Origin of the sequence: Ensifer sp. 2TAB8 (assembly GCF_052115125.1) — a bacterium.
In the GTDB taxonomy this organism is placed as follows: domain Bacteria; phylum Pseudomonadota; class Alphaproteobacteria; order Rhizobiales; family Rhizobiaceae; genus Ensifer.
In genome coordinates, this window is sequence record NZ_JBFRGB010000011.1 from 220,659 (window position 1) to 235,140 (window position 14,482).

Sequence of the window (14,482 nt, forward strand, 5' to 3'; positions counted from 1 at the left end):
ATGTCTGGTTACATACTGAAGCGGTTGGGGCTTTCGGCAGCTGTCATCCTGACCGTGCTCCTCATACTGTTCTCACTTCTCCGCTTGATTCCCGGAAACCCCGTAACGATCGCCCTCGGGCCGCAGGCGACGCCTGCAGCGATCGCGAACTACTCTGCGAAGATGAATCTCGACCAGCCGGTCTGGGTTCAGTTCGCCACCTATGCCCGAAACGTGGTCACAGGGGATCTCGGCGAGGACATTTTCACGGGTCGCAAGGTCTCCACCATCGTCGGCGAGCAGATCGGGCACAGCCTGATGCTGATGGTCGCGGCAATGGGTTGGGCCATTGTGCTTGGGATCCCTCTTGGATGTCTGGCCGCCGTCAGACCGAATACGTGGCTTGACCGTATCACAGGGGTTCTGTCCGTCGGTACGATCGCCATCCCCTCGTTCCTCATGGCGATCTGGGCGCTTCTGATCCTGTCGGTCCAGTTACGCTGGTTGCCCGCCATGGGTGCCGGCGAGCCCGGAGATATCGCCGACCAGGCAGTCCATCTCATTCTGCCTGCCTTCGCGGTCGGCCTGGGCTGGGTCGGCTATTTGGCCCGCATGGTCCGCGCATCAATGCTCGAAGTCCTCGGAGAACCGTTCATCCGTTCGGCGCGCGCTTTCGGGCTCATGCCCCGGAGTGTGATCTTCAGATATGCCCTGCCCGTTGCGATACTTCCGACCATTACGTTGATCGGCATGGGCTTCGGCGGGCTGATCTCTTCCGCAGTCTTTGCCGAGATCATCTTCGCGCGTCCGGGTGTCGGCAAACTCATCTACGATTCCGTACAGGCACGGAACTTTCCCATCGTGCAGGGCGCCGTCGTCGTCACCACCGCCTTGTACATCCTTGTCGTGCTTCTCTCAGACCTTCTCGTGAGCTGGATTGATCCCCGTGTCCGCCATATCCTCTGAACCGGCCCGCGCTCCAGGTGCCACGGCGCGCAACGAACGCCGCGCGAAACTGCACGCATTCGTCACAAACTGGCAGGCCATGCTGGGCTTGGCGCTAGTGCTAATCTTCTTTGCAAGCGCCATTTTCGCTGCCCAAATAGCGCCCTACGATCCCAACGCGATGGACATTCCCGCACGCCTGTCCGGGCCGACCTGGCAGCATCTGGCAGGCACCGACCAGCTCGGGCGTGATACGCTTTCGCGCATTCTCCATGGCGGTCGGGTAGCGCTGACGATCGCAGCAGTCGGGGTGTCTCTGTCGCTGGCGATCGGGCTTGCGCTTGGCATGCTGGCGGCCTTTGGTCCGCGCTGGCTCGATTCGCTGCTTCTGCTGGCCTTCGATTCGGTCCGGTCCTTTCCGACCATCATCCTCGGGCTCGCCACTGTGGCCTTGACAGGACCAAGCCTCGGTCTCGTCATGGTGATCGTGGTCGTCACCTCGATCCCGCAATATGCCCGCGTCACGCGCACGGCCGCACTTGTGTTGCGGGGAGCGGATTTCATTCTCGCCGAGCGCTCGCTAGGCGCTTCGACGCTTCGCATCCTGTGGCATCACATCCTGCCCAACGTCGTCGGGCCTCTCCTGATCCTCGCCGCAATGGATGTCCCCGTCGTGGTTTCTCTCGAGGCCGGCTTGAGCTTCCTCGGCCTTGGGGTCACGCCCCCCACGGCGAGCTGGGGCACTCTGCTGAATGAAGGCTATCTCGTTATCCGCAACTCGCCATGGATGGTGATCATGTCCGGGCTACCGCTGGTACTGACGACGATCGGGTTCACCTTCCTGGCCGAAGGGCTGCGCGACACGTTCGATCCGCGCATGAGCAAGGGGCGCTGACCATGGATAATCTTCTGGAAATCAAGGACCTGTCGGTCAACTTCCGAACGTCCCACGGCCGCATGAGAGCACTTCGCAACGTATCGTTCGGCGTTAAGAAGGGCAGGATACTGGGTATCGTCGGCGAAAGCGGCTCCGGCAAGAGCACCGTGCTGTGGTCGATTATGGGTCTGCTCGCACAGAACGCCGAGGTTGCCGGCGGCAGCATCCTTTTCCAGGATCGTGACCTGCTGAAGCTGCAGGAAACGGCGCTAAGGGCGCTGCGGGGCGAAGAAGTCGCGGTTGTCTTTCAGGACCCCATGACCTCGCAAGCACCTCTTCTGAGCTACGGCCGGCAGATGGCCGACATTCTCTATCGCCGCCGCGGTATGTCGAAGAGCGAAAAACGTAAGGCGGCAATCCAGATGCTCGGCAAGGTCGGAATTCCTGACCCGGCGTTCCGCCTCGACCAGTACCCCCACGAATTCTCCGGGGGCATGCGGCAGCGGGCCGGTATCGCGATGGCGTTGCTGACCGGACCAAACCTGCTTGTGGCCGATGAGCCGACGACCGCTCTTGACGTCACGATGGAGGCCCAGATCATCCATCTGCTGCGGGACCTGCAGGCAGAGACAGAAGCCACCGTCGCCGTCGTCTCGCACAATCTGGGCCTGATCGCCGAGCTTTGCGACGATGTCGTCGTCATGTATGCGGGCGAAGTCATCGAGACGGGCACAGTTCGCCAGATTTTCCACGCCCCCCGCCATCCCTACACGCAGGCGCTTCTGGATTGCGATCCGGCCCGCATTCCAGAGCGCTCGGCGCGCCTGCCCGTGATTGCCGGCGATCTGCCCGATCTCGTCATCCCGCCACCCGGCTGCATCTTTGCGGAGCGCTGTCCCCACCGCATGCCCGTCTGCCTGGCAGAAAGGCCTCCTGCGATGATCGACGAGGACGGCGGAATGGCGCGATGCCACATCCAGAGCGGTGTGGTCACGCCCAAGGCACGCAATGCGCGGGCACGAGCAGAACCTGCTGGGCGGACTGACGTGGAAAAGGCGGAACCTCTGCTCGAAACGCGCGAGCTGAACGTCAGGTTCGCGACGGAAAGTAGGTTCCTGGCAAGCATTCAAGGTCGCATGCCCAGAGGGCTTGATGCGGTACTTGATGTCAGCCTCACGGTCCGCCCCGGAGAAACGCTCGGGGTGGTGGGCGAAAGTGGGTCGGGCAAAAGCACGCTTGGCCGGGCAATCCTCAATCTTGTATCGGTTACCAGCGGGCAAGTGCTTTTCGAGGGCAACGAGATCCATTCCCTCTCCGAACGCGCGTTCAAACCATTGCGCCGCAATATGGCGATGATGTTCCAGGACCCGAACGGCTCGCTCTCGCCACGAATGACCGTGCGTGCGCTGATTACCGAACCGCTTCTCATTCATGACTTGGGCACGCGCGACCTGGATCGCGAGGCCGAGCGGCTGGCCGATATGGTCCGGCTGCCCCGCCCACTTCTCTCGCGTTTCCCCAATCAGCTCTCAGGCGGTCAGGCACGGCGCGTCGGCGTGGSGCGGGCACTTGCGCTCAGCCCGCGCCTGATTGTCGCCGACGAACCGACAGCAGGGCTCGATGTGTCGGTTCAGGGCGAGATCCTGAACCTGATGGCCGATCTTCAGGCCGAACATGGACTGGGATATCTCATCATCACCCACAACCTGCCGGTGATCCGCCATATCAGCGACCGGATCGCAATCATGTATCTGGGGCGCATCGTCGAACAGGGCCCGGCGGACGAGATCTTCCGGCATCAGTATCACCCCTATACGGCTTCCCTCGTACAGGGTGTTCCCCAACCGGACCCGGACCTTAGGCGTACGCATGTCGGCCTGCAGGGAGAGGTTCCGAGCCTGCTCGACCGACCGCGCGGCTGTGACTTCGCGTCACGCTGTCCGGTCGCCAGGCCGCACTGTCATGATGTGAAGCCGCCGCATCGCGACGTTGGCCGAAACCGCACCATCGCCTGCCACTTCCCGCTCTCGTAAGCGGCACCGCATCGTACAAGGAATACAAAGTGAGCTACGGACTCTACATTGGACGAACGCATACGGCGGACGGCCTTCCCTATCTCGCCGGTTATGGCGATGAACCGTCTAGCCATTGGCTTGAGATCGTACCGCGCCGCACCCATCCGAAAGGCGCGACAATCACTGTCGGCGTGACGCCACAGGCCCACATGCCCGGCTTGCTGTCCGAGATCCCCCAGGCGGCCGAATGCGCTCGGCATTTGCGGGTCAACTATTCGCACTATCTCGGCGTGCCTGCCCCGCTGACCAATGGCGGCCTCAATGAGTACGGCGTCGCCGTGCGCGACATCTGGTCGACTTCCTGTGCTGCGCTGATCGAGATGACACCCAAGGATCAGACCGGCCCCAACTATTCCGATCTCGCACGGATCGTCCTTGAGCGCGCACGCTCGGCCCGTGAGGCCGTGGAGATCGTCGCTGCGCATATCACAGAGTACGGCTACTCCACCTATGGCGGAAACTCGCATATTTTCGCCGATCCCGAAGAAGCCTGGGTGATGATCGAGTTCGCAGGCGGCAAGGGCCTCTGGGTCGCGGAGCGCCTGAACGAAACAAGCATTCGCGCTTCGCGCCCCGGCTACATCGGCGTGATTCCCGCCGAGCCCGACGAAACGTTCCTCTTCCCCCCGCATTTCATCAAAACAGCTGAAGATCTGGGCTGGTATGATCCGTCGCAGGGAGCCTTCGACGTCAATGCGGTCTACGGAGACGGGAAAGGTCGGTGGGAGGGGGTGCAATGGATCGAAGAAGAGATGCGGCGGCGCGCCAGCCGCCCGCAGAAGATCACTTTCGAAGATGTCATCTGGTCTATCGCGACGGAGAAGCTGACTGGCGATACCGCCGGCTACGGTCAGATCGTTCCCCTGGCGCGTCCGCCTCATCCTGAATTACAGGTGATGTGGCATGCACCGATCGGCGCCGTCACGGCACCGCTGACCCCGGTTTTCATGGGGATGGACGATATCCCGGCGCCCTATGGCCAGCACCGCTATCTGACCGACGGCGAAAGCTCGCGGTTCCTCGATCGCCGGAAGGAGTTGAAGTCACCGCAGGTCGTGTGCCGCATTCCGCAAGGCGTCGAAACAGGCGAAAGCGCCGTCTACCGCTTCAAACAGTTGATGCATCTGGCGTTTCAAGGCCAGACGACGATCCTGCCTGAAGTATTCGAGCATTGGCGTCTCGTCGAAGCACGGATCCTTGCCGAGCTTCCCGCCGTAGAGCGGAGCGCCCTGCTCCTGATCGAAGCTGGAGAACCCGCACTCGCAAAACGGCTGCTCACGGAATTCAGCCACCGGTGCCTGGCCGAGAACCTTTCCGACTGCGAAGCTTTGTCCCGCGCCGCCTATGTCCGTTTGCGGGCCCGAGGAGAACTGAACCTCAGCGATCAGCCGCAGTCGCCGACACAATTGTGGTGACCTGTATCCGGCGCGCCCACCGCGGGCGTGCACAGCTAAACCATGACCGGCGTTCGCCGCTCGTTCCGGCCGACTACCGCGAAATCCACCGGAGGGATCACGCTTGACCCGGCTGATTCAATATCCACGGAGCAAACGCGACGTCGTACTCGTCCGCCTGGTCAATCGGCCCTGCTAATGCTCTCGGCAAACGCCATCATAAGCGGCCCGACTCCTTTCGGATCGTCGGCAACCAAGTGCTCGGTGAGGTAGTAGCCGGGCGTGCCGTCCCGGTAGGTGCCCTCGAAACCGCCGAGACCGGCCACGCAGACGATCGTCGTCAGTCGGGTCACACCCTCTCGGTCGGTCATAAGCCGTGTGGAGAGCAACGCATCAAGTGCCCGCTCTCCGGCCGCGCTAGTCTGCGGCACGCGATCGGGTTCGACGAGCCCGAGGCGCGCGGCGCGGAGCAGCGCATAGGCAAACATCGCGGAGGCCGAGCTTTCCTCGTAGTTGCCTTCGAGGGCCGGTGCGTCGAGCACCTGCATCCAGAGACCGGACGGTTGCTGGCGCGCGATCAGTTCATCCAGAAGCTGGCGCGCCAGCAATCGGTGCGGACCGGAGGCACTGTCATTGGGCAGAAGGGCCAGCGCATCGACCAGCGCCATTGCCAGCCAACCGACGGCGCGCGCCCAGACGGCGGGCGACCTGCCGGTGTCAGGGTCGGCCCACCGCTGCTCCCGACTGTCGTCATAACCGTGGACGTAAAGCCCGGCCGGTGTCGCAGTCAGCGAAAGCGCCGTCGAAAACTGCCGAAGCGCATCGGCAACCAGCGCCGGCTTATCCGTGGCCAGCGCATATTCGATTTGAAACGGCAGGCCCATATAGAGTCCATCCAGCCAGACCTGGTGTGGGTAGCGTTTCTTGTGCCAGTAGTTGCCCTGAGGGATGCGCGGATGGCTTTCGAGTTGGCCGGCCAGACGTTCTGCCGCCGCGAGATAGCGGGCGTCGCCGGTGTCCCTGGCCAAAGCAAAGAGTGATCGCCCAGCGAGAATGTGGTCGATGTTGTATTCTGCAGGGTCGTAACCGAAGAGCGTGCCGTCCGCTGCGATCTGCCGGTCGGCGAGCCGGTGCAAATGGTCCCTCCAACGTTTCTCGCCCGTCGCCTCGAACAAGAGCTGCAGGCCTCGGTAGAGGCAACCGTCCTCGTAGCACCAGCTTCCGCCCTTGTAAGGCCGGTAGCGTTGCGCGAACTGGTCGAAATAGTCGGTCGGGTTCATGGGATGTCTCACTCGAAGGATGTTGATATTGCGGCCGCGCTCAGGAGCGCTGGGTCGTCGCAATCGACCTCCGCCTGTTCCGAGACGATCGTTTCGTGCCGCATCGGACGGATACGGTCGGCCATGATGGGAGGGGCAACCGCCGCCTCCGGGTTGAAGGACGCAATCTTGAGGCGCCGAATTTTGATGTTGCGGATCGGGGCCTCCGGCAGGCCGAGGAAGGCGCCTGCTGCATGGGCGAGATCACGAATCTCGACATCCTCGATCGTGACGCCATCGATGACGGGTGTGCCCGCATCGACCGGAGCCGGCCGACGGGATTGCACCCAGGCGTCGTGGCCATCCGCATCGCAATGGTAGTGGGCGTTGGAGGAGAGCGCGGTCTCGACGCCATCCATAAGAACGTGGCGCATCGCGATATCGGTAATTGCGCCGCCGCGCCCACGCCGCGTCTTGATACGCAGGCCGCGATCCGTACCGACCATCGCACAATTCTCGACGGCGACATCATGCACGCCGCCTGACATTTCCGAACCAATGACGAGACCGCCGTGACCGCGCTCCATCAGGCAATGGCTCACGCGCACGCCCCGCGTTTCGCTAAGGTGGTCGGCCTCGCCGTTCTGGCCGCGCTTGCCGGCTTTCACGGCAATGCAATCATCCCCGACGGAGAAGCGCACGCCGGCGATCGTCACGCCCTGGCAGCTTTCGGGATTGAAGCCATCGGTATTCGGGCTGTCGGGCGGAGCGGAGACGAAAAGCCCTGCCGCGGTCAATCGTCTGCAGCCCTGCGGGTGGATCGTCCAGGACGGCGCATTGCGGATGGTGAAACCAAGAAGCGTGACATCGGAACAGGAGACGAGATGAAGGCCGCGCGGCCTGCGCGCACCGTCACGCGTTTCCTTTGGCCAGGTCCACCAGTCCCCCCTGTCGCCGGACCCGTCGAGCGAGCCTTCTCCCTCGATGACCAGGTCTTTCGCGCCAATGGCATGGAGCGGGGCTGCGAAACAGTCAGCCGGAAGGCCTTCCCAGCTGCCCAACATTCCGCCGGACGCGTTGCGGGCAGGCAGGATCGGCCATCCGAGCCGTTCCGACGGCGCCCGCAAGACCGCCCCTAGGGAAAGATGGAAGGTCATGCCGCTCTTGAGTGCGAGGGGAAATGCCGTCCAGACCCCGGCCGGCAGCCTGAGCGTACCGCCCTCGGGAACCGCGGCAACAGCCTCTCGAAGGGCAGCGGCGTTGCGGCGTGCGCCCTCGATATCGTCAAGATGGATATCGCGAACGAGACCGAAATCGCCTGCGTCGACGAGCCCCGCGCAGGACGCGGTGTCAAACTCCACCGTTTCGAACCCCTCCGCCTCGAAGCGATAGCTTCCGCCAGGTTGAAGATCGTGCAGTAGCGACACGGCAAGCGAGGTCTCGCCCTGCCGCATCTGATCATCCCCGTCGAGCGACGAAAGGCGCCACTTCGCCTTCCCCGGCAGGAGGTAGCGTGCTCCGCGTGCCGGCAGGCAAAGCGCCGCCGTTCGCGCCGACAGCGCGATGATGGAAGGTCGGGTCATGATCTCTTCTCGTTTCGGTTTCCCGCTGGGTGCGGGGCGCCCGCCGCGAGAAGCCGCGGCGGGCAGATTTAGCGATCAGTCGAACTTGGCGAGCACGTCGTTCACCGTGTCGATGATCTGCTCCGCCGCTTCATTGGCGCTGAGCTGCCCGTAGGCATATTCCTCGAGCGTATCGATAAAGGCGGCGCGGATCTCCGGATGCTCGTTGAACGGCGAAACGGTCGGCCCACCAGCGGCGAGCACGATGGCGTTGGCGGCGCGCACTTCGGGCTCGCCCTTTTCGCCAAGTCGGGCGGCAGCAGCCTTGGACGCCGGCAGGCCGCGAGAGGTGCCGAGCGCATCGATGCCTTCCGGTTCGTTCAACAGGCAGTTGACGATTTGCGCCGCCGCCGCCGGGTCCATCGAGTTCTTCGAGATCGAGAACACCATGGACGGCTTACGGTAGACGCCTTCCGTTACCGCGTCAGCGAGCTTGAGCATCGGCACAGGCGTCAGCACCTGACCGTCCTTCAACGGATCGGCATATTTGGAATAGGTCGAGTCCCATTCATAGGAACCGGCGACCTTTCCCTCGGCCCAGGCGGGCTTCTCGAACAGATTGACGTTGCCGTCAGCGGCCTCTTCCTTCTGGGAACGGATAGCGCCGGTCTCGACCAGCTTGCCCAGGAAGGAGATGCCTTCGGCCAGCTCCTCCGGTGTCCAGGCGACACGATTGGTTTCGGGATCGACGAGGTCCTTGCCGGTCTTCTGGACGACGGCCAGCGTCGTCAGGAGTTGCGCGGTCTCCTTGACGGCGTTGAAGGTGTAGTAGTCCTTGCCGAGCTTCTCCTTGATCGTCGCCGTCGCGGCAAAGAACTCGTCCCAGGTTTTCGGGATGGGCACGCCAGCCTTTTCGAAGGTCGTGGCGTTGAAGAAGAAGACGCGGCCCGTGGTCGAGACCGAAAGCCCCTGCAGGACCCCGTTCATGGAGCCTGCCGCGAGATCGGCATCGCTCCAGTTGGAAAGATCGATCGCCTTCAGCGCGCGCAAATCGGCGAAACCGTCGCCATTTTTTGAAAACAGCGGCAGCCACGGCCAATTGACCTGCACGATGTCCGCCTCGGTCTTGCCGGCCATCTGGGTCGTCAGCTTTTCGAGGTAGCCGTCAAAACCGGTGAACTCGCCCTTGACGGTATGGCCGTATTTTTCACCGCACGCAGCGATCGCCTTCTGGGTGGCAACGTGGCGGCTCTCGCCACCCCACCACGCCATGCGCAATTCAGCCGCGTGCGCTGCCGTGCCGAGCGCAAGGGCGCCATATGCGACGCCGGCAAGCGCGGCGATCTTTGCTGTCATTCTCATTGCCTTCTCCTCCTTGGAATTGAACGACGCGGCGCCTCCTCAAAGCGACACGTTGCGGCCATCGGCCTTGTCGAAAACATGCAGTTGGGCAGGGTCCGGGCGCAGGCGGATCACATCCGAGCGGCCCAGAGCCTCGAATTCGGCGGCGCCCACCACGCTCACGAGCTTTCGGCCCTCGAGATCGGCGTGGAGGTAGACTTCATGCCCCATGAACTCGGCATTGGTCAGCTTCACCGCAAATGCCGCGCCGTCAGCGGCAAGCGAGAGATGTTGCGGGCGCATGCCGAGCACAGCCTCAGCGGGCCTCGACGAAAGCCGTGTCGCGAGGTTGGAGCCGAGCGGCAGACGCTGGCTACCGATCGAGAAGTCCCCACCTTCGAGCCTTGCATCGATGAGGTTCATCTCCGGGCTGCCTATGAAGCCGGCGACGAAAAGGTTCGCCGGGCGATTGTAGAGCTCCTTCGGCGTCGCCACCTGCATGATGCGGCCCGCCTGCATGACGCAGATCCGGTCGCCCATCGTCATCGCCTCGGTCTGATCGTGGGTCACGTAGATGACGGTCGAGGACAAGCCTTCGGCCTTGAGCTGGCGGTGGAGGTCGGTGATGCGGACACGCATCGAGGCCCGCAGCTTGGCGTCGAGATTGGAGAGCGGCTCGTCGAAGAGAAAGACGCCGGGCTTCTTGATGAGTGCGCGCCCAAGCGCCACGCGTTGGGCCTGGCCACCGGAGAGCTGCTTCGGCAGCCGATCGAGTAGCGGCTCGATTTCGAGGATCTTCGCCACGTGATCGATGGCGGCTTCGATTTCCGCCTTCGGCTTGCCGGCAATCTTCAGCCCGAAGGCCAGATTGCCGCGCACCTTCATATGCGGGTAGAGCGCGTAGTTCTGGAAGACCATGGCGATGGAGCGCTTGCCGGGCGGCAGGTCGTTAACCCGCTGGTCGCCGATCACGACCTCACCTCCCGAAATTTCTTCGAGCCCGGCGACCATGCGCAACGTGGTAGACTTGGCGCAGCCGGAGGGGCCGACGAAGACCATGAACTCGCCATCCTCGATATCGAGGTTGATGCCGTGCACGGCCTTGAAGGCGTTGCCATAGACCTTTTCGAGATTCTTCAGTTGGACCTTAGCCATGTTCAGCCTTTGACTCCCCCGGAGGAGATCCCTTCAATGAAGTACCGTTGCGCAGCGAAGAAGACGACCAAAGCCGGGGTGATCGTCAGTACCGACATCGCGAGAATGCGGTTCCATTCGAAGGCTTCGGTCGTGTCGATGGAAAGTTTGAGCGCGAGGCTCACCGGATACTTGTCGACCGACGACAGGTAGATCAGCGGCCCGAGGAAGTCGTTCATGGTCCACATGAACTGGAACAGGCAGACGGAAATCAGCGCCGGCGCGAGCATGGGCACGACGATGTAGACCAGTGTCTGGAGACTGTTGGCGCCGTCGACACGAGCCGCCTCTTCCATATCCGCCGGAAGCGAGCGCAGGAACTGCACCAGCATGAAGACGAAGAAGGCATCACCCGCGAAGGCCGAGGGCACCCAGAGCGGCAGGAACGTGTCGAGCCAGCCGAGATCGCGGAAGAGGATGTACTGCGGAATGCGGGTGACGACATTTGGCAGAAGCAGGATGGCGATGACCGAACCGAAGAGAATCTTCTTCAACGGAAAGTCGAACCGTGCGAAGGCATAGGCCGCCATCGTGCAGGAGATCGCCGTACCGATCACCTTCGGCAGAATGATCAGGAAGGAATTCCAGAAGAACCGGCCGAAGGTATAGGGCGTCGACGTCTGCCAGCCCTTTATGTAGCCGTCAGCGGTCGGACTTGTCGGCATGAAGCCGGCGCCGGAAAAGATCTCCGAATTCGTCTTGAAACTCGCGCCGACCAGCCAGATCAGCGGGTAGAGCATGACGAACCCAACGGAAAACAGCAGCACATAGCGAACGGTCGTCGACATCAGGCGGAGCCTTGCCCTGCGGGCGGCCAGGCGATCGTTGAAAACTTGAAGATCGGTCATCTCGTCAGCTCCTCTTGTCGCCCGCGTAGTAGACCCACTTCTTCGAAGACCAGAAGGCGACGAGGGTCAGGACGGTGATGATGGTGAAGAGCACCCAGGCGATGGACGAGGCGTAGCCCATGTTGAACTTCTTGAAGGCCTCGTCATAAATGTAGAGCGGCAGCAGGTAGGTCGCCTTGAGTGGACCGCCCTGGGTGATGATGTAGGGCCCGTTGAACTCCTGGAACGCCTGAACCATCTGCATGATCAGGTTGAAGAAAATGACCGGCGTCAGCAGCGGCAGGGTAATCCAGAAGAAGGTGCGCACCTTGCCGGCGCCGTCGATCGCGGCCGCTTCATAGAGCGACTTGTCGATCGATTGCAGGGCCGCAAGGAAGATCACCATAGCCGAGCCGAACTGCCAGCAGCGCAGCAGCGTGATCGTGAAGAGCGCGTTCACGGGATCGCCGAACCAATCGACCGGCGCGAGACCGAGGGTCGCGAGCGCCATGTTCGCAAGGCCCTCCGAGGCGAAGACATAACGCCACAGAACGGCGATCGCGATCGAGCCTCCAAGGATCGAAGGCACATAGAATGCCGTTCGGAACAGGCCGATAAATTTCAACCTGTGATTTAGAATAGCCGCGATGAAGAGTGCGAAGGCAAGCTTCAGGGGCACGGTGATGAAGACGTAAAGCAGCGTTACGTTCAACGACTTGATGAAGGTGCGGTCGCGGGTAAAAAGCCGCTCGTAATTGGCGAGGCCTGTCCAGCGCGGTTCGCTCATCAGGTCATAGCTCGTGAAGCTCAGATAGAACGACCCGATGAACGGGATGGCCGTGAAGATCAACAGACCAATGATATAGGGCGCCAGATAGCCGAGCCCCAGGAGACGCTGCCCTTTCATGGCGCCCCTCCCGGGCAGCACTGAAGTGCGACCTTGCTAGATACGGTTTCGTACAAATTACGCTCCCGGACCGGTGCAGATAGACGAAGGCTCTCGCCTCCCCTTCTTCTGCGAACCGGTCTCCTCCCTGTTCGATGCGGTGCGTGCATGCATTTCTGCGATGACAGTCACGCATTTTTGCCACAGAATGAATTCACAAAGGCGAGGAAAACGATGGACGAAATCGAAGGTGGAATTCTCTCCGCCATTCCGCCGGCTGCGCTGACGCTCGATCTCACCCGTGCGGCCATCCGGATGGAGCATTCGCAGACCTGGCGCATAGACAAGTCGAACCCGGTCGATGACCTCGTTATCTGCCTTGAGGGGCGCGGCCACTACCTGGTCGACGGCGAGCCGCGCGTGATGGAACCGGGCGACGCGATGCTGATTTCGCGCGGCCAGCGTTTCATCGGATGGAATGAGGGGCCAGAGACCTATCTCGGCGTGGCACAGCATTTCACGCTGGATATTTACGGACGCCACAACCTGATCGAGCAAATGGATCTGGTACCGAAATTGAGGCTTGCGCGCTGGGCGTTGCTTGAGCCGCTGGCGCGCCACTACCGCCAGAGCGCACCGCCCTCCTCCGTGACGCTCGGGCAGCATCACCTGTTCATGGTCCTGCTCATCGCCTTCATCGAGGATGCGTTCATCGGTTGGCGAGACCATGCCACCTACCAGCCCGAAGGAGCAGACGCGATCGACCTCGCTGTCATGAAGGCGGCAACGATGATCTCCGCCAATCCGCTCGACCCGGATATTGCGACCAAGGCGGTCGAGACATCGCCCTACAATCGGGACTATTTCCTGCGGGAGTTCCAGAAAAGGGTGACGCGTACGCCGCGCAAGTACCAGGAACTGAAACGCATGGAACGGGCCATGCATTTCCTCGAAGCAGGGCTTTCGGTTTCTTCTGCGGCCGCAGAGGTCGGCTATGCCGACCCCTACTACTTCTCCCGCATGTTCAAACGAACTCTGGGCCTCAGCCCCCGCGATCACATGAAAAGAGTTCGCCAGAGCCGGGACGGTGAGCTCATGCACCTTGATGAGCCCGAGCAGGCACTGGCACTGGCGGAGGGGATCCCAGCAACAGGCTAGGACTAGGTTCGGTCCCCGGCAAGCACAATGGAGAGCAGTGCCCGCCGGAAAGTCCGCGCGATCCCTATGCGCCCCGCGCTCACTTGTGGCGCTTGTTTGCACCGATCAGCGCGTCGAGCATTGCGACCTCATCTTCGCTGAGGTCCTTCAGCGGCGCACGCACCGGGCCGGCATTGAAGCCCTGCAGCCGCACGCCCGCCTTGATTGCCGACACCGCATAGCCCTTGGCGCGGTTGCGGATCGCCATAAACGGATAGAAGAAGTCCGTGAGGATGCGCTCGCAGGTGGCGCGGTCGCCGCCGCGAAGAGCGGCGTAGAACTCGTTGGCAAGGCCGGGCACGAAATTGAAGACCGCCGAGGAATAGGTGGTGAAGCCGGCGCCGAGATAGGCTTCGGCAAAGAGCTCGGCCGTCGGCATGCCGCCGAGATACATCAGCCGRTCGCCCATCTTGGCGGTGACCTGGCGCACCAGGCCGATATCGCCGGTGCCGTCCTTGAAGCCGATCAGGTTCGGGCATTCGTCGCAGAGACGCGCCAGCGTATCGGCCTGCAGCACCGAGTTGTCGCGGTTRTAGACCATGACGCCGATGCCGACCGACTGGCAGAYYTTCTTCACATGGGCRTAGAGACCTTCCTGCGGCGCATCGATCAGGTAGTGCGGCAGAAGCAGAATGCCGTCGGCRCCGACCCGCTCGACCGAGCGGGCGATATCGACCGCCATCTCGGTGCCGTAGCCGCAGCCGGACACGATCGCCGTATCGCCGGCAACRTCCTTGGCGGCCCGGACGATGCCGGGGATTTCGTCCGGCTTCAGCGAGAAGAACTCGCCGGTACCGCCGGCAGCAAACAGCACCGGCGCCTTGTAGCCGGCCAGCCATTCGACATGCGCCCGGTAACTGTCCGGCGCGAAACGGCCCTCGGCATCGAAATGCGTCACCGGGAAGGAAAGGAGGCCTGAGCCAAGCGCGGCCTTGATCTGTTCGGG

At 62.3% G+C, this 14,482-nt stretch carries 12 protein-coding genes; 5 read left to right on the forward strand and 7 right to left on the reverse strand.

What is annotated here, in order from left to right:
* The 4 genes from AB4Z53_RS19555 to AB4Z53_RS19570 all read left to right on the forward strand — a co-directional run bounded on the left by AB4Z53_RS19555 (nt 1) and on the right by AB4Z53_RS19570 (nt 5,291).
* Nucleotides 1-945 carry an ABC transporter permease gene (locus tag AB4Z53_RS19555; RefSeq protein ID WP_113538171.1) on the forward strand — a complete coding sequence of 315 codons (945 nt, stop codon included), beginning with the start codon at nt 1-3 and terminating at the stop codon, nt 943-945.
* Complete coding sequence (locus AB4Z53_RS19560; protein WP_441597297.1) at nt 926-1,819, forward strand: ABC transporter permease; 894 nt, start codon at nt 926-928, stop codon at nt 1,817-1,819. Before AB4Z53_RS19555 ends, AB4Z53_RS19560 begins: the two co-directional genes overlap by 20 nt.
* A 2-nt stretch (nt 1,820-1,821) precedes the next feature.
* Nucleotides 1,822-3,834 (forward strand): dipeptide ABC transporter ATP-binding protein, encoded by a 2,013-nt coding sequence (locus AB4Z53_RS19565; RefSeq protein ID WP_441597299.1) that lies wholly within the window; start codon nt 1,822-1,824, stop codon nt 3,832-3,834.
* Nucleotides 3,835-4,025: 191 nt separating this feature from the next.
* Nucleotides 4,026-5,291, forward strand: coding sequence for a C69 family dipeptidase (locus AB4Z53_RS19570; RefSeq protein ID WP_441597328.1), 1,266 nt, complete (start codon nt 4,026-4,028; stop codon nt 5,289-5,291).
* Nucleotides 5,292-5,452: 161 nt separating this feature from the next.
* Here AB4Z53_RS19570 and AB4Z53_RS19575 read toward each other — a convergent pair whose 3' ends face one another.
* From AB4Z53_RS19575 to AB4Z53_RS19600, 6 genes are all read right to left on the reverse strand, one after another.
* A complete protein-coding gene (locus tag AB4Z53_RS19575; protein ID WP_441597301.1) occupies nt 5,453-6,550 on the reverse strand; it encodes a glycoside hydrolase family 88/105 protein in 1,098 nt (365 codons plus the stop codon).
* 8 nt (nt 6,551-6,558) lie between these two features.
* On the reverse strand, nt 6,559-8,112 hold the full coding sequence (pglA, locus tag AB4Z53_RS19580) for a polygalacturonase PglA (protein WP_441597303.1): 1,554 nt from the start codon (nt 8,110-8,112) through the stop codon (nt 6,559-6,561).
* Nucleotides 8,113-8,187: 75 nt separating this feature from the next.
* Nucleotides 8,188-9,453, reverse strand: coding sequence for an ABC transporter substrate-binding protein (locus AB4Z53_RS19585; protein ID WP_441597305.1), 1,266 nt, complete (start codon nt 9,451-9,453; stop codon nt 8,188-8,190).
* Nucleotides 9,454-9,492: 39 nt separating this feature from the next.
* Nucleotides 9,493-10,587, reverse strand: a complete 1,095-nt coding sequence (locus AB4Z53_RS19590) for an ABC transporter ATP-binding protein (protein WP_441597307.1) — start codon at nt 10,585-10,587, stop codon at nt 9,493-9,495.
* A 2-nt stretch (nt 10,588-10,589) separates the two neighbouring features.
* Entirely contained in the window at nt 10,590-11,474 is an 885-nt protein-coding gene (locus AB4Z53_RS19595) for a carbohydrate ABC transporter permease (protein WP_441597309.1), read from the reverse strand.
* A 4-nt stretch (nt 11,475-11,478) separates the two neighbouring features.
* A complete protein-coding gene (locus tag AB4Z53_RS19600) occupies nt 11,479-12,360 on the reverse strand; it encodes a carbohydrate ABC transporter permease (protein ID WP_113538180.1) in 882 nt (293 codons plus the stop codon).
* A 213-nt stretch (nt 12,361-12,573) separates the two neighbouring features.
* Between AB4Z53_RS19600 and AB4Z53_RS19605 the strand changes: the two genes are divergently transcribed.
* Nucleotides 12,574-13,497 carry a helix-turn-helix domain-containing protein gene (locus AB4Z53_RS19605; RefSeq protein WP_441597312.1) on the forward strand — a complete coding sequence of 308 codons (924 nt, stop codon included), beginning with the start codon at nt 12,574-12,576 and terminating at the stop codon, nt 13,495-13,497.
* 79 nt (nt 13,498-13,576) lie between these two features.
* Here AB4Z53_RS19605 and kdgD read toward each other — a convergent pair.
* Nucleotides 13,577-14,482: 5-dehydro-4-deoxyglucarate dehydratase (gene kdgD / locus AB4Z53_RS19610; protein WP_441597314.1), on the reverse strand; the 906-nt coding region annotated here is incomplete at its 5' end.